Source organism: Paenibacillus sp. 01T442 (assembly GCF_056398345.1).
This window is the reverse complement of the sequence record NZ_JBFTPF010000029.1, coordinates 55,766-77,681: the sequence shown is the minus strand read 5'-3', so window position 1 is coordinate 77,681 and position 21,916 is coordinate 55,766. Positions and strand designations below refer to the sequence as shown.

Sequence of the window (21,916 nt, the reverse complement as noted above, 5' to 3'; positions counted from 1 at the left end):
TAACTTAGTTCCGCTAAGAGCCTCTTGGGCTACTTTGATGCGTTGCTCATCATAAAGGATATTGCTTTTCATACATTTCATTCCCCCTCACCGATATTGTACCTTATTGCATATTGATGACTCCAATCCAATTAGGGGGCTTCAGAGATCTCGCTCATTTTAGCTGTACTTTTTCCATCTATTCGCTAAATCTCAGGTGATACGGCGATTTTAGCTGTATGTTTTACATTTATTTGAAAGCTAGCTACTTAAATGAGCACACAGCACACTACTTCTACTCGTCCAACCCCACTCTACTCACAACCAGCATTATGGTGGCGCCCCACTAATCTGGGGTAAGCTTCGCTTAACCCACAGCCTCACATAAATCTTAAAAAGCTTCTACCCCCACGCCATCGTGGGGGTAGAAGCTTTTTCCTTGCCTGTTGGATGCTCTTATCCTTGAGCCCACTTCGTTAATTCTCTTGCCAAGCAAACCGATACCCAATCCCTGGCTCCGTCAATATATATTGAGGTCTCGCAGGATCTGTTTCGATCTTCTTTCTCAAATGTCCTACATATACGCGTAGGTATTGGCTGTCAGATTCATATTGCTGACCACCCCACACTTGCTTAAGCAGCTGCTTATGTGTCATGACACGTCCAGCGTTAACCCCAAGCACCTTGAGCAAGTCATACTCGGTTGGCGTTAGCTTCAGCTTCTCACCATGCAGCTCTACGCTGCGCTTGGCCAAATCAATGACAAGCTGGCCGAGCTTCAGCACAGGCTCATCCGGCGCTTTGGCGATATGCCGAAGAGCCACACGCATGCGTGCCATGAATTCGCCCATGCCGAATGGCTTCGTCACATAATCGTCTGCGCCGCGATCTAAGGCAGCGACCTTGTCTGGCTCTTGATCCTGCGCCGTTAAAATAATGATGGGCACATTCGACCACTCACGAATGCCGTCCAGCACCTCCATGCCGGTCAGATCCGGCAGGCCCAAATCTAGCACGATGAGATCCGGACGGAACATCGCCGCCTGCAGCAAACCATCCCGACCTGTTGCAGCTTCTGCCGTTTCGAACCCGTGTGCGGTCAAAGTGACCCGCAATAACTTCCGTATTTGTGCCTCATCATCAATGACTAAAATTTTCGCCCCTGTGGCTGTCATGTTTCATTCCGTCCCTCTTAGCGAACTGTGATACAAGCGATTACGGTGATAAAGGTAATTTTAGTTGGATAACAGTGCCTTGACTGCCGTCCCCCCTCGCACCAGCGCTTATCAAACCACCATGCGCTTCCACGATGCTCTTACAGATAGCGAGTCCAAGCCCTGTACCAGGAATATGTTTGGTACGACTACCCCGATAGAATTTCTCGAATATCCGTTCCCTATCAGATGGGAGAATGCCCGCTCCTTCATCTGTAATTGTCAGGCGCAACCAATCGCCATCCTTTTCAGCTTTAAGACGGATTTCGCTGCCTTCAGGCGAATACTTAATGGCATTGCTGATCACATTGATCAGTACTTGTTCCATAAGAACTTCATCCAGTGGAACGGATGGCAGATCCGGATCCAGAACGACACTAACGACTCTATCCTGCAGCGCATCCTTCAACTGTGTTAAGGCAACACCGACAACATCCTCGATCCCGCACCACATTTTATTTAAGCGTAACATTCCGCTTTCAATCCGAACCATACCGAGCAAATTCCCCACAAGTCGATTCATGCGAGTAGCTCCCTCGCGCGTCGTTAACAATAACTCTCGCCGATCTTCTGGGCCAAAGACGTCCTCCCCCTCGAGTAATCCCGTGACAGAGCCAATAATTGTAGCCAGCGGTGTGCGCAATTCATGGGAGAGTGAATCCAGCAAGGCCGTACGCAGCTTCTCCGACTCGGCAGTCAATTGTGCCACTTTGGCCTTATCCGCAAGCTTAACCCGGGATATTGCAACGGCCACAAGATCCGAGAGCGCTTCAATGATCCGAATAAGCTCTGGCATATCGGACATTAATCGATCGCCAACTTGTACAGCAAGCACACCATGTACCTGCTGGTCTGTCGCTAAGGGGACATGCAGATCCGATGATTCACTTAATGTGCGAGTCCCTCGACCCGCAATCGTATTGTTGCTACTCACCCATCCGGCGATAGATAGGTGGGCTTCCTCGTCCGCCCATTCTCCACTATCCTTCGAAAAAGCTTCTACCTGCTGTTCACCTTCTGGGTTTGGCAAAATGATCGCAGCCTTCGCATTAAGCGTATCAGAAACATGTTGAACAATCTGCTCCAGCAAAATGTCTAAGTCTGAAATGGCTGTAATCTTGCGACTTAACGCATACAAGGCAGCGGTATTCGCCTCTTTCTGCTGCGCTTGTTGGAATTGCTTTCTAAGCTTTGAAGCAAGGCTTGACGTAAGACCAGCCACACACAAGAACACAACAAAGGTTAGGACATAACGTAAATCAGCAACGGTTAGACTGAGAGTTGGTGGAACAAATAAGAAATCAAAAGCTAACACCCCTAGTCCCGCAGCAAAGAAAGAGGGCCCTCTTCCCCATCGAACAGCACTAAACAAAACCGGAAATAAATAGAGAAGCGAGATATTGACGAGATCAAAGAAAAATTTAAAACCTTGTAAAAATATCGTCAACAAGACGATAAAAAGTGCAGTTACACCATACGATTGCCAGTTTGCATGTTCTTTTTTTTGAGTTTCCATATGGTTTATTTTACCCTATTTCGCGGAGTTTGCCACGAGTCATAACCAGCAACAATAAGCACATCCATTGTGCTTGCATGCGGTATAAGCTTTTTGACGATAGTGTCTTTCCAAACGATGATTTGCGTAGCTCCGGCATTCTTTGCTTTTGCTGCAAAATCGCGTGGAATTTGGTTACGATTCACTACCTCTTGATACGAAAATTCGCCTCCCAAGCGAATGGTTAGCTTCTCTAGCGTCTCTAACTTTGTCTTCCACTCGTCATTCGTATGCCGAGCCACAATAAAGCTTACATGCCATACTGCTTTAAGCCGATGCGCAATGCGAAACCCTCTCCGAATTAAACGATCGGCCTGCGAAATTTCTGTCACACAGACGTAAATGACTTCTTTCCGCCGCCACGGACCACGTAGGGAGCTCTTACGCTCCATGGATTCCAATCGTTCATCAACATCATCCGCGATTTCACGCAGCGCTAATTCACGTAAGGCGATGAGATTCCCTGTTTTAAAAAAATTGTTCAGCGCCTGATCCACTTTGACCATCGCATAAATCTTGCCGTCTCTCATACGAAGCTGAAGCGCTTCTGGGGCAACATCAATTAACTGTACTTCATCTGCAGCACGTAAAATACTATCTGGTACCGTTTCCCGCACGCGAATACCCGTAATATGCTCAACAGCATCATTCAGACTTTCCAAATGCTGAACGTTGACAGTCGAGATAACCGAAATGCCCGCTTCTAGAATCTCCAGCACATCTTCATAGCGTTTCTTATTCTTACTTCCTGGTACATTGGAATGCGCAAGTTCATCAACCAGAACCACCTCAGGTCGCAGACGAATGATCGCTTCTGTATCCATCTCCATCAAGTTAATACCTTGATATTGGTTTACAGCTCGCGACACAATGTCAAGATCACCCACTTGCTGGGTCGTCTCTATTCTTCCATGGGTTTCAAGCAAACCTATCTTCACATCGATCCCCTTTTTGAGCAGATCATTACCTTCCCGGAGCATCGTGTACGTTTTACCGACACCAGGCGCAGCGCCAATATAAACCTTGAATCTGCCGCGTTTGATTTTTTCAATTTTCGCTTCCACTTCCTGCTTGCTCAGACGTCTAAATTTGTAAGGCTCCTTGGGTGTGTGAATATGAGCAGGCAGAATACGCTCTCCCTCCTGAGAAGCTCGATCGGCTACCAGAAATACATCGATATTTTTGGTTCTTTTTAACACGCCATTGATAACCGAGCCTTGCAGAAAAGTTTGCCATTTCGTTTGTTTGGAATGCCCTAATATAATACGTGTAACATGATTGGCATTCGCATAGTCAACTAAAATCTGAGGGATGCAGCGGCGAAAAGAAATCGGGAGCTCTTCAAATTCCCCGTCTACTTTCTCTACAAGCTTCATAATTGACCTTCGAAATGCAGCCGCTTCTTTGGTAAGCGTTTTGCCCTTTTTACGCAGCGTGACGACATGCAGATCGCCATTCAATCGCTTCGCGATTTGTTGACCTCGGCGTACATAAATGGATCCATTCCAGTGATATTGCGTTGTAACCAGAATACGTTCGGTTGCTCCTGACGGCCCCTGAAACCCCATTTGTTCACGATGTGCTTCCAAAGAATCGTTCACATCCTCCGCAACAAGGCGAAGTGCCAACTCTCGCAATACACCTAAATTACCGCGTTTATATAAGGCCGCATCTCTGTTCCCCTTTAAATGCCCCTCACCTAGCCGAGTTAAAATCGTTTCCGGCGTTGCATCAATGAGTCTCACCTCATCAGCCAGCTCTAATGTATCAGAGGGGACGCAGTGGCCAACTTCAATGCCAGTCAGTTTATGAGCAACCTCCATAGCCCCTTCCAACTCATAGACATTCACCGTACTGATCACGCTAATATCGTGCGAGAGTAAATATTTAATATCTTCTAGTCTAGTTGGAAATTGCGCGCCATCTCGGTTGTGATGAGCAAGACCATCAACGAGAACGACTTCAGGATTTCTTTCGAGTAGGGCTTCCAAATTCAGATCCTTTTGTTCCACGCCGTCTTTCATCCAATGAATGCTGGGTACCCGCTCCAGATCCCCTAATTGTTCCACAGTTTCCGGTCGTTGGAGTGTCGATACCGCACATATCACCACATCGATCCCTTGCCCCTTGAGATTATGTCCTTCTCGCAGCATATGATAGGTTTTACCAGATCCGCTGACTGCCCCGATATAAATTTTAAAGCTGCCACGGTGCAGTTTGGAGATGGATAATAGGATCTCTTCTGGTGTTTTTCTTTTGAAACCGTCCATACTTGCAACCTCCTCCTCTCCCTCTAAAATGTGCAGAAACCACTCTCAACAAACGAGAGTGGTTGCCTGCTCGATAAAGAATTTCTCACAATTTCACTTGTTTGAGCAGTTCCATATTCAATTCAGTCACATTGACTCTAGGTTCACCGAAAATGCCTAGCTGTCTCTTTTTTGACATGAGGTCAATTAAATCATTGAGCACGTTTGCGGTGATCCCCGTTTCCTTACTAATTCTTGGTACCTGGGCTTTCGCTCCCTCTGGAGACAAGTCTGGATCGAATCCGGAACCAGAAACTGTGACGAGATCAGCCGGGATATCCGTTAGTTTCGGATTTTCTAACTTCCAGGCTGCAATTTTTGCTGCCATCGTCGCTGCATAATCGCTGGAAGCTACCACTGTATTGGAGCCAGATGATGCTGTAGGATCATACTTGGCTGCAGAAGCTCTTGGATGAAATAGCTTCGGGGACTCGAACGATTGCGCTAGTAATTCAGATCCAATCACGACACCTTCTGATTCTATGAGACTGCCGTTTGCTTGTTTGGGAAATAAAACTTGAGCCACTCCTGTCGTAGCAAGCGGATAAATGAGTCCACAGACGATCATGAACAATAACGACACACGAACAGCTATCATAACCGATTTCATAACGCGATCTCCTCGTTTCTCTTTCTCTCTATACAATGTTTAAGCCGTGAAGCACCATATCAATGATTTTAATCCCGATAAATGGCACAACCACACCACCGATACCATAGATCAAAATATTGCGAGACAACAGTCTATCTGCTGACATTGCTCGGTATTTCACACCCTTCATTGCAATGGGAATCAGCAGCGGAATGATGATGGCATTGAAAATTAAGGCGGATAAAATAGCCGATTCTGGCGACGCCAGATTCATAATATTCAAGGCCTGCAGCTGCGGCATAGCAAGAATGAACATCGCAGGAATGATCGCAAAGTATTTGGCAATGTCGTTGGCGATCGAGAACGTCGTCAAAGCTCCGCGAGTGATTAACAGCTGTTTACCAATGGAGATGACAGATAGCAGCTTGGTCGGATCAGAATCCAGATCGATCATGTTAGCCGCCTCTTTGGCCGCCATCGTCCCTGAATTCATCGCGAGTCCTACATCCGCTTGCGCAAGCGCAGGAGCGTCATTCGTGCCGTCTCCTGTCATAGCGACGAGCTTGCCTTCTTGCTGCTCTTTCTTAATCGCCGCAATTTTATCTTCCGGCTTCGCTTCAGCAATAAACTCATCCACACCGGCCTCGAGTGCAATCGTCGCAGCCGTAAGAGGGTTATCACCTGTACACATGACGGTTTTGATACCCATGGCGCGAAGCTCCGCAAATCGTTCCTTCAAGCCCGGTTTTACCGTATCCTTGAGGTAAATAACGCCATAGATCCGCTCGTTAATCGCAACCGCGAGTGGCGTGCCTCCGGCTTTCGCGATTCGGTTCGTTATCGCTTCTAATTCAGCAGGAATTTTGCCACCCTGCGCAATAACGTAGTTCTTAATCGCATCTACCGCACCTTTACGGAATTTGATACCGTCTGCTAAATCTAGCCCGGACATCCGCGTTTCTGCGGTGAACTCCACGACTTCTGCATCCGAGTAATGATCAGCTTGCCAAGACTCGCCAAGTTTATTCGCAAGCTCAACAATGGAGCGTCCTTCTGGTGTTTCATCCTTCACGGATGCTTGCAGTGCAGCAAACGTAATGTCTTTCGCCGATCTGCCACCAACTGGCACAAACTCGGAAGCCATCCGATTCCCGAAGGTAATCGTCCCCGTTTTATCCAGGATCATGGTATCGATATCGCCAGCAGCTTCAACCGCCTTACCAGACATCGCCAGTACGTTAAACTGGGTTACTCTGTCCATGCCGGCGATACCAATCGCTGACAAGAGACCACCGATGGTTGTTGGAATGAGACAAACAAGCAGTGCAATCAACGTGGAAATTTCTAATTTCACGTTTAAATACGATGCCATCGGAACCATGGTCATAATGACGATTAAAAAGATCAGCGTCAATACAGCAAGCAGCGTCGTTAACGCAATTTCGTTCGGTGTTTTCTGCCGTTTGGCACCTTCGACGAGTGCGATCATGCGATCCAAGAAGGATTCACCAGGATCAGTGGTCACTTTGACAACGATATAATCTGAAGCAACCCGTGTCCCCCCTGTTACGGATGAGAAATCGCCGCCTGCTTCCTTAATGACTGGAGCGGATTCACCTGTAATCGCAGACTCATCAATAGAGGCTAAGCCTTCAATGATTTCGCCATCTGAAGGGATCAGCTCGCCGATTTCAATGCGTACCACATCTCCCTTACGGAGTAAAGTCGAAGATACTTGCTTATAAGAGCCATCCTTTTGAACCAAGCGAGCCATCGTATCGGATTTCGTCTTTCGCAAGGAATCAGCCTGAGCCTTACCCCGACCTTCCGCCAACGCCTCAGCGAAGTTAGCGAATAGCAAGGTGAACAGCAAGATCAGGAATACCGCGATATTATAATCACTCCCTACTTCTGAACTGCCGAATAACTCTGGTGCTAATGAAAGCAACAGTGTAATCAGCGTACCGATTTCAACAACGAACATAACCGGATTCTTGATCATGATCCAAGGATTTAATTTTTTGAACGAATCAACAATTGCTTGATTCATAATGTCTTTAGTTAATGTTTTTTTACGTTCCACAGTCCAATCAATCCTCCATCTCTATTACGTCTACCTTTTAACGCGCCGCCAAATGTTCAGCAATCGGCCCCAATGCCAGCGCCGGGAAGAACGTTAGAGCACCAATAACTAGAATAATCATAATCATAATTCCCATAAATAAAGGCGTATTCGTCCGCAGTGTCCCCGTCGTAACAGGAACAACTCGCTTCGTTGCAAGCGAACCCGCAATGGCTAGCATCGCTATGATTGAAATGTAACGGCCAAACAACATGACCATACCAATACCCAAGTTGTAGAAGTTTGTATTAGCCGTCAAACCACCAAAGGCAGATCCATTATTAGCTGCACCTGACGTGAAGGCATACAGCACTTCAGAGAGACCATGCGTGCCCTGATTGGCAATGGAATGAATAGATTCAGGACGAATCAGCGCCCAAGCTGTCGGTGCGAGAATGATAAGCGGATGGATAAGAATCGCGATGGCCGCTAGCTTAATCTCCTTGCCTTCAATCTTTTTACCTAGAAACTCTGGCGTACGCCCTACCATTAACCCGCAGATAAACACGGATAAAATCAAGTAAAGTAAACCATTTAATAAGCCTACACCTTTACCTCCGAACACATTGTTCAACATCATTTCTGCAAAAGGTACAATGCTTCCAAGTGGTGTAAGTGACTCATGCATATTATTGACACTGCCTGTTGTTGCTGCCGTGGTCACTGCTGTAAATAAAGCTGATTCGGACGGTCCGAATCGGACTTCCTTGCCTTCCATATTGCTATGGACACCCATCGCATCAATTGCCGTAATTCCTTTATATTCGGCGTAAAAAACCGTGGATAACATCACGATGAAGATGATCCCCATAGCAGCAAAGATCGTCCAACCTTGCTTTTTGTTCTTGATCATGAGTCCGAATGCATACACCAGCGATGTAGGCAGGAGCATCATACAAATAATGTGGATTAAATTCGAGACAGGCGTTGGATTTTCAAATGGATGCGCGGCGTTCGTACCGAACCACCCACCACCGTTGGTACCGATGTGTTTAATCGATTCCAGAGAAGCAACTAAACCACGGGTAATGGTTTGCCCAGCACCTTCAATGGTTGTAGCTTGTACGGCACCTAGTAGGGTTTGTGGAACACCTTGAAACACTAAAACCAAAGCAACAATAAAACTTAGTGGTAGAAATACACGTGTGATCGCTCTTGTTATATCGACATAGAAATTCCCAAGATTATCTTGACGGCCAACTAAGCCGCGTGTAAATGCAACGGCAATAGCAAATCCTGTTGCCGCGGATGTGAACATTGGGAATGTAATACCCACCATTTGTGACAAATACGAAAGTGTATTCTCACCGCTGTAAGCTTGCCAGTTCGTATTCGTAATGAATGAAACGGCTGTATTGAAAGCAAGTGCCGGAGGCATATTACCTATATCATCAGGGTTAAGCGGTAAGTATTTCTGAAGCCGAAATACAGCATACATAAGTAGCATCATGACAAAGTTAACTAACAGAACAGCTCCTACATACTTTTTCCAACCCATGGCTTCGTCTTCTTTAACGCCCATAATCCGATAAGATACACGCTCGAACGGACCAAAAACACGATCAAGGCCACTCTTTTCATAGCCGAACACTTTGACCAAGTAACTGCCCACTGGCTTTACCAAAAGCATGATAATCCCTAGTGTGACGACTACTTGTAACAATCCCATACCCATAGTAGGTTCTCCCCCTGCTTACATAAGTTCATATTCTACAATTAAAATTTCTCTGGCTTTACTAGAACAAAACCGAGATAACCCATAATGGCACACCCAATGAGTCCAATAACAATCATATGATTGCCTCCTATTTTCTTGAAATACGACTTCGAAAGTTTAAGCTCAAGCCTTTTCACAATATTTAGCAAATCCCCAAAACCCTAGAAAGGTTATCGCAAATAATAAAATCATCGTTACATCGTTGTACACGGACACACCTCCTTCAAATCAAACAGAGCCTATATTTTATTTGCTTTTAGAGATGATAGTAAAAACTTGACGTCACCATTTTTAGAATAAATGACATAATCAGCACCAAGACCTTTATAAATCAATCGTGGATTTACGCTCTGCGTGATGACATACATGGATTTGGAGGTCCCACTACGGCATATCTGGATATACCTGCAACTTAGAGGTAAGCTTTCCTCGAACAGAACGATATGCCCTATCGGATAGTCAGGAATGATGGACGCGCCTGGATCCATCGTATCCACTTGGATAATTTGCTTCACTCCTTGACTCTCTAACTTGACTCTCTCCATCTTGTTGTTCGTCAATGCAACAAAAGGAAGGCCAACCAGTTTTGTTTGTTTCATAAAGGCCTCGCCCGCCTTGGTTGGCGCAGCTATCAACAAAAAATCACTTTGCATGCACACCGTCCTCCTTGCCTGAATCATTGTAACGCCGTTCCGTATAAAAAGGGGGTAAAGAAACTGTTGTGTTCGTATAAAAAAAACATAAAAATTTGCTTATTTTCGATTGCTCGATCCAGATACCGGCCAATCCTAATTAAGACAAAGAGCACCTCTCCCACTCGAATCCCGAGTGGAAGAAGTGCTCTTTCATTACTATCAAACGTCACTCTTAGAAAGAGATATACGCCCCAGAATGCTCAAATAAATAAGTGCGATTAGATAAAAAAATTAGTTCTTGCTCACTTGCAGTTGATAAATTCTCTAGCTTTTCAGATAAATTCGTTAGTGCAGATGCCATTAAATGAGATCGTATTTCTCCCCATGCCTCTTGTTTCTGATGAACGTACTGCAAACCATCCTTAAGGGTTAGACCTTTGAGTTTCTGGAAAACTGACGCCCATTGAACAAAATCCCCTTTCAGGTTGCCGCATGGAATCACGAATTGCCCTAATCCACATGTTCCGAGATTCGTTGAAATCGTCAGTAAACCGCAATGACAATCCGTGCCATGCCCAGGTAGCAGCTTATCTGATAGCTCACAATCGAATTGAAAACATTCAATGCGGGTAATCTTGCATTCCTTCGTACATACATCTGATTCTCTTACTAGAGTCAGGGGTTCAGGATACATAATAGATTCACTCTCCTCCATTTGTGAACAACAAAAAGAAGCCAAAGAGCAGAGAATCTCTACTCTCGAGCTTCGGAACAGCGTGAAGACACGAACTGTGGAAGACACGAAAAGAAGGCGGTTCTCTCCCAATGCGCTTACGAGGTTAGCTGTCGGATTCGGGCTTGGAAGTGCCCTACCTTAGCAAGCTGCGCTTGCATTAGATTCACCCCGAGAAACCGATGCTGTATCAATCGGCTTCTATTGGTTCCCCCGTTTCCCTTACAGGAACTCAGCGTTTTGCTTAACATGATCTGTTGTTGAACCGAATGTTACGCCGTTTGCTCCCGCTTGTAAAATGCGCTGGAGATTCTTATTTCGCAATCTGTGGCATCTGGCGTTTATGAAAGCGCAACTAATGATAAATTGCATGCATTTTCAATAGAAATGCTTCAGCTTACTCCCTTTTTTGCCACTTTTCAGGAAGGGTCCATTAGCTCAATGACGATGAGAAAACGAAAAGGAATTTCATTTTTATTGTATTTTTATACGTTTGCAATTCATTCTTTACCCCCTTTTTATATGGCTCAAACATACAATTATATCATATATTCATTCACTACTGACTTCTGAGATTACGTCAAAAAGGAGAACTGCCATGACTTCCTCCCCCCGATATTATTTAGGGATACTACCTCATTTGTTGAATCCGGTTGATTTAGATTACGAATGGTTCGGTGTCTTATGGCTAGAAGCAGAGAATCGCTTTCCTATTATTGTTGGGTACTGGTTTACTAAAGAAGAGTCCGAGATTACTCACAACGCTATCCAAACCGGTTTTTCAAAATGGACCCCAACATCCGATTATCCGATTGTTATGAGAATGTATGAGTCGATAAGAAACAAGCAAAAAAAACAGGATTGGGAGACGCGGACTCGATTATCGATCCGTACGATTTTTAATTCACCGTGGAAAGAAGTTTCCTCAGGATTGTATATTATCAAGTCACGGGACACATACCCCTTGCATGCTTCAGCCATACTTAAGAAGAAATTCTTTGTTTGGTTGGAACATGCTGCTGTATGTGAAACAGAGGGAGAGCTTCATGTGTTCATGAATCGGGTGAGTGAAGAACATCAGATGGAAACATTGATGAAAAAGGGCAGCACTACTGTGAAGTAAGTACTGCCCTTTTGTTCTATTCATCTTCAGTATTAGTCCGATTCTACCGAATTAAACCGAGTATTCCTGCTGAAAAATGGTAAATAGTCCGATTCTGCCGAACTAATTCGCCTGTTTCCCTGTGTGAGGGGTGTTTGGGGCGATTTACTTCGGCGATTTCGGACTAATGTAGATTTTTTGCCAGCGGTAGAGAGATTAGTCCGATATTTTCGGACTAGTGGTGCCGAGGGTGGAAATCTAGGCAGTGTAAGTTGAAATAATCGACTTACACCACTGCCCGAGGCGCATTTCAGCCGTGTAAGTCGAAATAATCGACTTACACGCCTTCCGGGGCGCCCTCCTACCCAGCGCCCGCGCTACTTTTTCAAATGATACGGCACGGTCGTTACAACCAAGTTCCGCTTATACAGCAGGAACGCCCTTATCAGCAAGCTGGATTGATTGTGCAAAATGTTATGCCAATTCTTCTTGGGAATAAACTGCGGGATGATCACGGTTACCCGGAAATTCGATTCCGAGGCTTTATGTTCCACTGTATCGATGAATTTGGTCAACGGGTGGACAATACTTCGATAATGGGAATGCAGCGTGACTAAGCGCACATCGGGTTGCCACTTCTGCCATTTCTCCTCGAACTTTTTCTCATCGTCCCGTTCAAAAGCTACATACACCGCAATAATTTGATCGGGTGATAACGACTTGGCGTAGTTCAACGAATTCTCCACCACATGTGTGAAGCCGGCTACAGGTACAATCATGACATTCCCTTCAATCGGGAGGGCAGGTTCACAAGAAGAAAGTCGCAATTGTTCAGCGATCGCATCGTAATGCTTTTTGATTTGATGAAAAATGAACACGATAAGCGGCAGGAAAATAAGCACACTCCACACTTGTCCAAACTTGGTGATAAAGAAGATCATCATGACGATGAAACTCATGAAGGCCCCAACCAAATTAACCGTTAATTTGAGCAGCCAACCTCTCGGTTTCTCCCGAAACCATTTCACCAGCATACCTGTCTGTGCGAGCGTAAATGGGATGAACACCCCGACAGCATAGAGCGGGATTAACTGTTCGGTCTGCCCCTTGAACACGATAATTAATAGCATAGAGGTCACAGCTAGGAAGATAATCCCGTTCGAATAGCCCAATCTGTCGCCGCGCATCGTGAACATTTTGGCGATAAATTTATCTTTGGCCAAATTCACCGCGAGCAAAGGAAATGCGGAATAGCCCGTATTCGCGGCGAGCACAAGAATCATCGCGGTTGTGCCTTGGACGATATAATACATCAGACCTCGGCCAAATGTCACCGTCGCAATCTGAGAAACGACAGTTTCCTTCTCTCGCGGTGCAATGCCGTAGTAGTAGGCCAAATAGATGATGCCTGCGAACAAAATCGCTAATAGCATGCCCATGGCCATTAATGTTTTGGAAGCATTGTTCGGGGCAGGTGTCTTAAAATTGGGAATCGCATTGGATATCGCCTCGACCCCCGTTAATGCCGAGCTGCCTGAGGAGAAGGCTCTTAACAGTATGAATAAGGAAATGCCCGCAACCGGAGTCCCCAAGGGCGTATGTAAATCGGGAGAAATTTGACCTGTAAGGATCTTAAACAAGCCAATACCAATCAGGATAAACAACGCGACCACAAACAAATACACGGGATATGCCAAAATGGAGGCCGATTCCGTGATTCCGCGCAGATTGAGGATCGTGATAAACAATACGAGGGCCAGTGCAATCGGTACTGTGTAACTGTGCAAGCTTGGAAAAGCTGACGTGATCGCATCGGTACCCGCGGATATACTAACCGCTACAGTCAAGATGTAATCGACCAGTAAGGATCCACCCGCAAACAACCCGGCGTTCATGCCGAGGTTCTCCTTCGATACGACATAGGCGCCGCCCCCTTGCGGGTAAGCGAAAATGATTTGTCGATAGGACAATATGAGAGCAACTAAGAGAAACAGAACACCGCAAGCGATAGGGATGGTGTACCAGAACGCCGCAGCGCTAGTCGTTATTAAGACAATTAGAATCTGCTCTGGGCCATAAGCTACCGAGGAGAGTGCATCGGAGGAAAGAATAGCCAACGCTTTCTTTTTATTTAACTTCTGCTCGCCTAATTCATGGGACTTCAAGGGCTGGCCTATTAACAAACGCTTCAAATCAGTCAACAATGTGTACACCACCTTGATGTGATAAGTTCGTTTTAATTTGCCCTATTTCTTGAAATCCATTATAAATACTGGAAACGCCATAGAAAAAAGAACATTAGAATAATGCTCTAATGTTCAGAAAAGGTTTCGAATTGTATTGATTTGTTAGACGATCTCCACATCAATCAGCTTAAACTGAGTCACATCCACCAGCCCGCGATTCGAAATGCGAATTTCCGGAATCACTGGCAGCGCGATGAGGGAAAACGTCATGAACGGCGCGTTCATGGAACAGCCGATGTGTTGCCACGCTTTGTCCATTTCGGCGACTTCCTTGACGACTTCAGGCAGTGTTTTCTCTGACATCAGGCCAGCGATGGTCATCTGGACCTGGGCCAGCACTTTGCCATTTTCCACAACAATCATGCCGCCGCCGAGCTTCACAAGCTCATTCGCAGCGAACGCCATATCTGCTTCATCCATCCCCATCACGAGCAGATTGTGACTGTCATGGGCCACCGTAGAGGCCACCGCGCCAGACTTCACGCCAAAGCCATGGGCAAAAGCAAGTGAAATTTGGCCTGTACCTTGATGCCGCTCGATACAAGCCAGGCGAACAATGTCTTGCGCTGCATCCGGCAGGATGATCCCTTGTTGAATCGCGAGCTCCGCTGTCATCTTCTCGGTTCTGGCACTATTTTCGATCACACGGATCACATTGACGTTCGTCTTCTCCTGCTCCGTAGCCGCCCTAAGCTTAAAGTCCTCCGCCGTCAGCTCCCGCTTCACATTCATCGAATTGCGGATATGAGCCGGGTACGTAAACACAGGGAATTCGACAGCCAGTTCCCCTTGCTCCGCAATGACTTGACCATCTGTAATGACCATGGAAGGCTCCATCTTCTGCAAATCTTCCATCAAAAGGATGTCTGCACATTTCCCCGGTGTGATTGATCCCACATCATGCTCCAGCTTAAAATATCGCGCCACATTGATCGTGACCATTTGGATCGCCGTGACTGGTTGAACGCCTTCTTCCATCGCGCGTCGTGCCACATGGTTGAGATGCCCTTTCTCCACGAGCGTTTGCGGATTCACATCATCGGTAACGAGCGAAATATTGGATGTATTAACACCATCCTCGGTGACAATCTTGATGACCTCTTTGACATCATGCCACGCAGAGCCTTCCCGAATCATGAGATGCATCCCCATGCGAACTTTATGCAGCCCTTGCTCTCGGGTTATCGTCTCGTGATCCGACGTAACGCCAGATGCGATATAGGCTTGCAGCATACGATCATCGTCACTCGGGAAATGTCCCGTAACGGTCTTCCCACTTTGCAGTGTAGCTTTAATTTCTCCGAACATTTTGGGGTCTCCGAACACAACACCTGGGAAGTTCATCACTTCACCTAGTCCTACTACATTGTCCCACTGGAGTCCCGCTTGAATATCAGCGACCTCTAAGGTAGCGCCGCCATCTTCCAAATCATTCGTTGCTGGCACACAGGAAGGGAAGGTCGTGAACACTTTGAGCGGCAGCTGCTGCCCCTCTTCATGCATAAGTCTGACCCCTTCTGAGCCGAACACATTCGCAATCTCATGCGGGTCCATGAAAATCCCCGTCGTCCCTTTGACGATCGCCGCTTTGGCGAATTCCGTCACGGAAAGCATCGTGCTTTCCACATGCATGTGGCCATCCAGCAGGCCCGGCACCATGTATTGCCCTTTCGCATCGATTACGACCGTCTTATCCCCAATGGTATGATCAGCTTTTCCGATGAAAGCAATTCGTCCCGCAGCAATCGCGACATCCATATGGGCAATCAGCTCACCAGAATACACATTGACTAAGGTACCATTTTGAATAACAAGATGGGCAGCTTCTTCTCCTATTGCAACTCTAGCCAGAGTGCGGCTAACGTCTGTTAATTTATTTCGATTAGAGGTATACGTCATAGATTTCGTTCTCCTTTACTCCTACATGAGCATCCATTTCAATACATAAATGTACTCCTTAATGTATGTCTGAGCAACTTGTAACTATTTCTTCTAACGGATACCTTATATATTCATCATTAATACTGTTTTTTCAAATGCTCCGAAATGGACGTAAAAGAGAAGGCCTCCAACATGTTTGCAAGCTTAGTTTGGGTACCTTTGATATTGTAGTAATGGATAAAATGCTCCTTGCTGGGAAGCTCCAGCTTATGTTCCCTGGCATCAATTTCGCGCGGATGCAGATAAACAATGGAACTCTTCCCTCGGCGATTGGCTGATTGAATGGCTTTGCGAATAATGAATTCAGGGAAAAATCTGAAATAAAACCCGCCGGAATAACCTACATTTCTACCAGCAACGCGCATCACAGACATCGGAACCTCGTAGAGATTAAGTTCTCTACCATTCACGATTGGCTTATGAATCTCCGTCTTCGCTGTAGGGATCCCATAAAGAAACGTTTTTACAGGAAAAATACTAGCGTCATACACGAGGCCCAGCTCTTCTAATACTTCAAGGTAGTGGAGGTTGCTTTCAACGATCGACCATGATGGCGCCCGATATCCAAGTATCTTCGTACCTGTTAGATTCTCGAGAATATCAACTGATTTCTGGACATCCGCACGAAACTCTTCTTTGGTTTGCTTATAAGCTAATTCGTGGGCATACCCATGAGAGGCGACATCATGACCTTCACGCGCGATGGCCTTCACAATATCCGGGTAATCTTCTCCAATACAGCCAAGTGTGAAAAATGTCGCTTTGCACCTCGCATCGCTGCACATCTGAAGCAAGGTATCCATATGGGCTCGGAAACTCGAACCCTTCGTGCGATCTGGTTTCACGTGGTCATAATTCGCATGAAACCATTCTTCAATGTCAAAGGTGAGTAGATTCGTTATCTGTTTGGAAGAATTAGACATGCTTCTTGCTCCCCTTGATGGCGAATGATGTGCACAACCGATCGTGCACTTTCCATTCTGCGCTTCCTTTCGAAACGTAGGGGAAGGGATGATAAATCTTTAAGAACTCTATATGCTCAAATCCGTGCTCTATGAACACTTTCTTTAACTCATCCATAGCGTACATGCGATCGAATTTTTTGGTTTTCTCGAACAATCGGAGCAATTTCCTCTGCCATGACTTGCGGTGCAAAGTTTCAATGAGCAGCGTCCCTCCCGGCTTCGTCACCCTAGCCAATTCCGCGATAACCGACCGATACTGCTCGATCAGTTGAATAACACCAATACACAGCACGAGGTCGAACTTACCCTCTTCAAAGTGTAGCGCCGTTAGGTCATCCGACGATGTACGAAGACCTCTTTCCGCAGCAAAGGCAAGGCTTCTCTCCGAAAAATCCACCCCATATACCGTATTTGACCCAACAAGAGGCTCACTAAATGCACCTACGCCACAGCCGGCATCCAAAATTTCTTTGTCGTTAAGCTCTCCAAGCCAACCTAATGTATGATTTCGCTGCAGAAAGAAACTTTCCTCATTATAGTAGTCAGAGGATTGTACGGAAGCTCCATGAACTTCTGCCCTCTTGTCAAAATACTGTTTCCAGCTAAGATTAGCCATGCTCTATTTCCCCCGTTTGTAGTGACTCCTATAGTTTGTTCGTTACGGCATTAGATACTTAATGAGCAGCTTACCTACTGGCTCTGTCACCATGTTAGGCATGATCTTCCAGAGTTCGATGAAAAAGCGAAGCTTTTCTTTATCTGGCGGCCCCGCCTCTTTAGTGGTGCTGCCCATCATGATATACGTGAGCTGCTCGGCAGCAGCCCCCCATTGTTCTTTGTACTTATACGTGCCTGAACCCGCTTGTGAACGACCCAGATCAAGCTGCTTCAGACCGCTTCTTATCCCAAATTTCACGGCTTCCCAGTACATAAAGTTGTTCAGATATTTGTGGTTGAACTCCGTCAAATTCGCACCATATGGATAATAAAGTGTGGAGTCCCCCGGACTTATTAAGAGCAGCATCCCACCAGCTACCTCACCTGTCTCTGCATCTAGGACAGTTTGCAGCACCGCATGATCGGGCAAATAGTCGAGGAATCTTTGGAAAAAGCGAATATCCTGCGCAGGTGAACCCAACTGCTTCATTCGCCGAACATATACCTTATGAAACCTTGCTAGATTCCCTTTATCATAAGAAACCTGAAACCAATTGTTCTTGTAGACCTTCCGGATATGGTTTCGATTATTGCGAGTGGAGAGAGAGAGAACCTCATCCTCATTAGTTAATGGCAGCACGAAGGTGTGATTGATCTCATTTCGCTGACTATGGGCTGTATCCAATTGCGTCAACATCTGAGACAGTTGCTTGCCTTCGCCTGGAACCGTCCCGTTCTTAAATCTCAACTCGATGTAATGGAGACGATATTTCTCCTTCAGCAGCCCGATTGCGGCAATAGCAAATTGCGAGGCTTCCTCATTCAGGGCACACACATCTGTATAATTGACAAAGGGGAGCGCAACGCCTACCCGCTTGAGTCCTAAGTTGCGACCACTCGTTAATGGAATTAACGCGCAAATCTGGCCACTTTGATCAACCACAGCATGATACAAGCATTGATAACCAAACGTCTCGAGCAGAATCTGTCTAAATGACAACGTATGAAAAATGGTCCCCTGAGACCATGCCAGCCTGTCCCAGTCTTCCTTCATGTCTTCGGTATAGGGCAAACAACGGAACATGCAGACTATCCCCTCAACCATAAAATGACACCAATCATAATAAACACACATCCCGCCCATTTCATGGCGCTAATCTGTTCATGGAAAATCATAATTGAAACGAGAATCATAAAAATATATTGAATACTTGACACGAAAGTCACGTAGCTGAGGTCAAATTGGGACAGGCAATAAATCCAGATGAAAGCCGCCAGCGCATAAAAGGCAAATCCGGTTATAATCAACGGTGTCGTCATGTAACCTATCGCGATAGCCATAATCCCGCCTTCGAAATTGACGGCTCGACCACCTATTTTAAGCAAGGTACTCGCCACAACGGTCATGAGTACACTAGCAACTAGCATGATATATTTGATGATTTCTCCTCCTCATTGCCCTTCTTCTCAAGCTCTTCTAGCCTTAACTTCGTTAGTCCCAGTTCTTGGGTAAGCGCTTTGTTATGTAGTTTTAAACCTGAGATACTTATACTCGTATTCAGCAGGAGCAGATAGGCAGAAGCGATCAGAATGGCAAAAAATGCAGATGGCGCATAATCGATGCCCAGTAGTTTAGAGAACCACTCCATCAAATTCGTGAACATGGACATAATCAACGTAAATATGCCAATCACAAACCATACCAGTGCATATTTCTCCCGAAGTCTTCTAGCCCTTACCATCATAAATACGGTACTCATGAGAATTAAACTGAAGACGACACCCATTAATTGCACACTATACAGATGATGTTCACTCGTTAGCATCCCTACCACCTCGTCCTTGTCCTTGTAAAAGAGAATAAGATCGACATAATCACTTTGGTCATATAATAGGGACTTTGGATCGGGGTTATGGATGAGACACCGTGTTCACGTTCTCTCATTTCAACGCCGATTTCGCCGATGCGAAGTCCATGTTTGCTAATCAAAATAATAGCGTCTGGTTCTGGGTAATCGTCAGGATAGAATTGGCTTAACAGCTCTATGCTCTTGCGATTATACATACGAAACCCTGAGGTTCCATCGGTAATCTTCGTCTGGATTAATAAGCGAAATAAATAATAGAACACTTTAATGCCAAGTCGCCTTGTCCACGTCGTTTGGAACGATTTAATATCTAGAAACCTTGAGCCGATGACCATATCAGCCCCCGTTTCCGTCATATAGGTAAATAACTTATTCACCTCGCTGGGAAGGTGCTGACCATCGCCGTCAATTTGGACCATATAGGAATAACCGTTCTTCTCGGCATATTTGAAGCCCGTTTGCACCGCGCCGCCAATCCCCAAATTATAGGAGAGGTCCACAACTTTGACGCCATCTCCTGCTTGCTTGGCAATCGCAGACGTGTTGTCCTTCGAGCAATCATTAATAACGAGAATATCGTAGCTAGGAAGATTCTCACGTACATCCCTGATTACTTTTAGAATATTGTTCTGCTCATTATAGGCCGGGATCACAATGAGTGCTTGTTTCTGTTCCATTGAAGCAACTTCCCCCCAAATTTGTTAATGAAGAATAGGATTATGCGGATCAGTCTCTCGACACCATACCCGCAGACGATACAAATAAAGGGCAACGCAGGCAGCTTATAGCGATACATACTATCTATGAATAACACCATACAAAATAGGAATATCGACGCAATAACTAACCAAACAATCGATGTTTTTCGGAATATGTTGTTCCTGATGGCAGCGTAAGTTCCGAATAGAAATAGAAGGGTCGGGACGATATCCTTGCAAAATTTAATCATCCCAGCCAGACTCTGTATATCCGTCTTCCATACCCACCAGCCAATAAACGCGATCGCTCTTCTGCCATATAACAACAACACATGATCCCAATTATGAATAAGAAAGCTCAGGATCAAACTACCGAAAATATCAATGCGATAATCGGGACGATAGGCGTAGTCATGACCTGAAGGGTTATCATAAATCCACCCTTTGGCATAAATATTGTATAAAACCAACTTCGCATTATATTGAAGAGATGTGAGAAGTGGATTCAATTTGTCTGCAAATATAAGAAAGCCAATAGCTGCAAAAACGAATAGTAAAGCGCATACAAACTTATATCTATGCCTCTTAAGGAAAGCGATATGCTGATCTCGCTTCATATTCAGCACGATATAGATGAAAATAAATGCAAGTGTCAGGACACCCGTTGGCCGGAATACGAGCATGAGGAGCGAAGATAAGAGAAATAACGAACCCACGATTTTATTGCTATTCTCAAGTGCTTTTAGAAGAAGGAAAACATTCAGCAGGACTAAATTCATAAATAAACTATCCGAAAGAATGTACATCGACCAAACCGTAATGTGCCAGGATGTTGCATAGAAATACGAAGCTACAATTGCGGTAATTCGGTTAAATAAGCGCAGTGAGATGAGGTAAACCAAGATCACACACGATGCAGTTGTTACAGCTTGTATAAAAACAACGATATATTCTTCCTTAAACACACCTATTAATATGGCGAGAATGAGGTTATAGCCCAAGTAAAGAAGATCATTCATATGTAAGCCAAGCTTGAAATCTGTTAACAGGGAGTGGGCGTAATTCAGATACCATTGCGAATCTTCCGATTTCGGAAGTCCCTTCTCCGAGTGCAGGATAAAGAAAAAGTACTCTAATTTCCTCTTTAGTGAAAGCAGGACAAGGGGGAGAATATAGACCCATTCGTAATCTTTGTATCGCTGATAGATTCGATTAATTCGGTCGATAAGATACACTCTGCTAACAACTCCATATCTGTAAACATAATTGTGAACGAATTGTAAAAAAAGTGTGATGTAAATGTGAAAACAACTAAATTTTCGACATTCTCTGAGAAATTCCTGCTTCTTTTGGACTATTTCATAATATATTTATATTAGCCTGTTCGAGGCGGTGCTCAAGGGAGTATTTGCTCAGTTCTGAAAATTCTGAGATATCTACAATTGTGCTCTTTCCCAGAGGTCCGCTGTCTGAATTTGCCGAAAAAACAACATATAATTGCCCAAAGCAGAGCATCTCCTGCTTTCCTGTTAAATGAAATTGGCCGTCCCCAAAGGATAGTCTTTTTTTGTTTTCCGAGAGCA

Annotated in this window: 18 protein-coding genes and 1 riboswitch; of the genes, 1 reads left to right on the top strand and 17 read right to left on the bottom strand. The window is 45.3% G+C overall.

Going from position 1 to position 21,916, the window contains the following annotated elements; genetic code table 11:
* Nucleotides 1–455: 455 nt before the first annotated feature.
* The 8 genes from AC1DLM_RS20660 to AC1DLM_RS20625 form a co-directional block, all read right to left on the bottom strand.
* Nucleotides 456–1,154 carry a response regulator gene (locus AC1DLM_RS20660; RefSeq protein WP_477571020.1) on the bottom strand — a complete coding sequence of 233 codons (699 nt, stop codon included), beginning with the start codon at nucleotides 1,152–1,154 and terminating at the stop codon, nucleotides 456–458.
* Between the two features lie 40 nt (nucleotides 1,155–1,194).
* Nucleotides 1,195–2,709, bottom strand: coding sequence for a DUF4118 domain-containing protein (locus AC1DLM_RS20655; RefSeq protein ID WP_477571019.1), 1,515 nt, complete (start codon nucleotides 2,707–2,709; stop codon nucleotides 1,195–1,197).
* 5 nt (nucleotides 2,710–2,714) lie between these two features.
* Nucleotides 2,715–5,018 carry a histidine kinase gene (locus tag AC1DLM_RS20650; RefSeq protein WP_477571018.1) on the bottom strand — a complete coding sequence of 768 codons (2,304 nt, stop codon included), beginning with the start codon at nucleotides 5,016–5,018 and terminating at the stop codon, nucleotides 2,715–2,717.
* 85 nt (nucleotides 5,019–5,103) lie between these two features.
* Nucleotides 5,104–5,667: a potassium-transporting ATPase subunit KdpC gene (gene kdpC, locus AC1DLM_RS20645; RefSeq protein ID WP_441988782.1), complete on the bottom strand. Its 564-nt coding sequence runs from the start codon at nucleotides 5,665–5,667 to the stop codon at nucleotides 5,104–5,106.
* Nucleotides 5,668–5,695: 28 nt separating this feature from the next.
* Nucleotides 5,696–7,732, bottom strand: coding sequence for a potassium-transporting ATPase subunit KdpB (kdpB, locus tag AC1DLM_RS20640; RefSeq protein ID WP_441988781.1), 2,037 nt, complete (start codon nucleotides 7,730–7,732; stop codon nucleotides 5,696–5,698).
* A gap of 37 nt (nucleotides 7,733–7,769) precedes the next feature.
* Nucleotides 7,770–9,440 carry a potassium-transporting ATPase subunit KdpA gene (kdpA, locus tag AC1DLM_RS20635; protein WP_441988938.1) on the bottom strand — a complete coding sequence of 557 codons (1,671 nt, stop codon included), beginning with the start codon at nucleotides 9,438–9,440 and terminating at the stop codon, nucleotides 7,770–7,772.
* Nucleotides 9,441–9,727: 287 nt separating this feature from the next.
* Complete coding sequence (locus AC1DLM_RS20630) at nucleotides 9,728–10,141, bottom strand: hypothetical protein (protein ID WP_441988780.1); 414 nt, start codon at nucleotides 10,139–10,141, stop codon at nucleotides 9,728–9,730.
* A gap of 214 nt (nucleotides 10,142–10,355) precedes the next feature.
* Nucleotides 10,356–10,817, bottom strand: coding sequence for a hypothetical protein (locus tag AC1DLM_RS20625; protein WP_441988779.1), 462 nt, complete (start codon nucleotides 10,815–10,817; stop codon nucleotides 10,356–10,358).
* Nucleotides 10,818–10,935: 118 nt separating this feature from the next.
* Nucleotides 10,936–11,104: riboswitch (cyclic di-AMP (ydaO/yuaA leader) on the bottom strand.
* Nucleotides 11,105–11,454: 350 nt separating this feature from the next.
* On the opposite strand from AC1DLM_RS20625, the gene AC1DLM_RS20620 reads away from it, so the two are divergent.
* Nucleotides 11,455–11,979, top strand: a complete 525-nt coding sequence (locus AC1DLM_RS20620) for a hypothetical protein (protein ID WP_477571017.1) — start codon at nucleotides 11,455–11,457, stop codon at nucleotides 11,977–11,979.
* 356 nt (nucleotides 11,980–12,335) lie between these two features.
* On the opposite strand, the gene AC1DLM_RS20615 is transcribed toward AC1DLM_RS20620, so the two are convergent.
* The 9 genes from AC1DLM_RS20615 to AC1DLM_RS20575 all read right to left on the bottom strand — a co-directional run bounded on the left by AC1DLM_RS20615 (nucleotide 12,336) and on the right by AC1DLM_RS20575 (nucleotide 21,568).
* Complete coding sequence (locus AC1DLM_RS20615; RefSeq protein ID WP_477571016.1) at nucleotides 12,336–14,162, bottom strand: APC family permease; 1,827 nt, start codon at nucleotides 14,160–14,162, stop codon at nucleotides 12,336–12,338.
* A gap of 144 nt (nucleotides 14,163–14,306) precedes the next feature.
* Complete coding sequence (gene ade, locus AC1DLM_RS20610) at nucleotides 14,307–16,103, bottom strand: adenine deaminase (RefSeq protein ID WP_477571015.1); 1,797 nt, start codon at nucleotides 16,101–16,103, stop codon at nucleotides 14,307–14,309.
* A gap of 119 nt (nucleotides 16,104–16,222) precedes the next feature.
* The gene (locus tag AC1DLM_RS20605; protein WP_477571014.1) at nucleotides 16,223–17,068 is read right to left on the bottom strand and encodes a DUF3473 domain-containing protein; all 846 of its coding nucleotides are present in this window, start codon (nucleotides 17,066–17,068) and stop codon (nucleotides 16,223–16,225) included.
* Nucleotides 17,061–17,726, bottom strand: coding sequence for a class I SAM-dependent methyltransferase (locus AC1DLM_RS20600; protein ID WP_477571013.1), 666 nt, complete (start codon nucleotides 17,724–17,726; stop codon nucleotides 17,061–17,063). Before AC1DLM_RS20600 ends, AC1DLM_RS20605 begins: the two co-directional genes overlap by 8 nt.
* 42 nt (nucleotides 17,727–17,768) lie before the next feature.
* A complete protein-coding gene (locus AC1DLM_RS20595) occupies nucleotides 17,769–18,851 on the bottom strand; it encodes a GNAT family N-acetyltransferase (protein WP_477571012.1) in 1,083 nt (360 codons plus the stop codon).
* Nucleotides 18,852–18,856: 5 nt separating this feature from the next.
* A complete protein-coding gene (locus tag AC1DLM_RS20590) occupies nucleotides 18,857–19,195 on the bottom strand; it encodes an EamA family transporter (protein ID WP_056608847.1) in 339 nt (112 codons plus the stop codon).
* Entirely contained in the window at nucleotides 19,189–19,593 is a 405-nt protein-coding gene (locus tag AC1DLM_RS20585; RefSeq protein ID WP_477571011.1) for a DUF2304 domain-containing protein, read from the bottom strand. The genes AC1DLM_RS20590 and AC1DLM_RS20585 overlap by 7 nt, the downstream gene beginning before the upstream one ends.
* 2 nt (nucleotides 19,594–19,595) lie before the next feature.
* Complete coding sequence (locus AC1DLM_RS20580) at nucleotides 19,596–20,312, bottom strand: glycosyltransferase family 2 protein (RefSeq protein WP_441988772.1); 717 nt, start codon at nucleotides 20,310–20,312, stop codon at nucleotides 19,596–19,598.
* Complete coding sequence (locus AC1DLM_RS20575; RefSeq protein WP_477571010.1) at nucleotides 20,285–21,568, bottom strand: glycosyltransferase family 39 protein; 1,284 nt, start codon at nucleotides 21,566–21,568, stop codon at nucleotides 20,285–20,287. Before AC1DLM_RS20575 ends, AC1DLM_RS20580 begins: the two co-directional genes overlap by 28 nt.
* Between the last annotated feature and the right edge of the window lie 348 nt (nucleotides 21,569–21,916).

What these genes read in the sequence shown, in the direction of transcription:
- AC1DLM_RS20650 (WP_477571018.1), bottom strand. Translation starts at nt 5,018, where the DNA reads ATGGACGGTTTCAAAAGAAAAACACCAGAAGAGATCCTATTATCCATC.
- kdpA (WP_441988938.1), bottom strand. Translation starts at nt 9,440, where the DNA reads ATGGGATTGTTACAAGTAGTCGTCACACTAGGGATTATCATGCTTTTG.
- kdpC (WP_441988782.1), bottom strand. Translation starts at nt 5,667, where the DNA reads ATGAAATCGGTTATGATAGCTGTTCGTGTGTCGTTATTGTTCATGATC.
- AC1DLM_RS20580 (WP_441988772.1), bottom strand. Translation starts at nt 20,312, where the DNA reads ATGGAACAGAAACAAGCACTCATTGTGATCCCGGCCTATAATGAGCAG.
- AC1DLM_RS20590 (WP_056608847.1), bottom strand. Translation starts at nt 19,195, where the DNA reads ATGCTAGTTGCTAGTGTACTCATGACCGTTGTGGCGAGTACCTTGCTT.
- AC1DLM_RS20625 (WP_441988779.1), bottom strand. Translation starts at nt 10,817, where the DNA reads ATGTATCCTGAACCCCTGACTCTAGTAAGAGAATCAGATGTATGTACG.
- AC1DLM_RS20605 (WP_477571014.1), bottom strand. Translation starts at nt 17,068, where the DNA reads ATGTCTAATTCTTCCAAACAGATAACGAATCTACTCACCTTTGACATT.
- AC1DLM_RS20600 (WP_477571013.1), bottom strand. Translation starts at nt 17,726, where the DNA reads ATGGCTAATCTTAGCTGGAAACAGTATTTTGACAAGAGGGCAGAAGTT.
- AC1DLM_RS20655 (WP_477571019.1), bottom strand. Translation starts at nt 2,709, where the DNA reads ATGGAAACTCAAAAAAAAGAACATGCAAACTGGCAATCGTATGGTGTA.
- AC1DLM_RS20620 (WP_477571017.1), top strand. Translation starts at nt 11,455, where the DNA reads ATGACTTCCTCCCCCCGATATTATTTAGGGATACTACCTCATTTGTTG.
- AC1DLM_RS20630 (WP_441988780.1), bottom strand. Translation starts at nt 10,141, where the DNA reads ATGCAAAGTGATTTTTTGTTGATAGCTGCGCCAACCAAGGCGGGCGAG.
- AC1DLM_RS20595 (WP_477571012.1), bottom strand. Translation starts at nt 18,851, where the DNA reads ATGTTCCGTTGTTTGCCCTATACCGAAGACATGAAGGAAGACTGGGAC.
- AC1DLM_RS20660 (WP_477571020.1), bottom strand. Translation starts at nt 1,154, where the DNA reads ATGACAGCCACAGGGGCGAAAATTTTAGTCATTGATGATGAGGCACAA.
- ade (WP_477571015.1), bottom strand. Translation starts at nt 16,103, where the DNA reads ATGACGTATACCTCTAATCGAAATAAATTAACAGACGTTAGCCGCACT.
- AC1DLM_RS20585 (WP_477571011.1), bottom strand. Translation starts at nt 19,593, where the DNA reads ATGCTAACGAGTGAACATCATCTGTATAGTGTGCAATTAATGGGTGTC.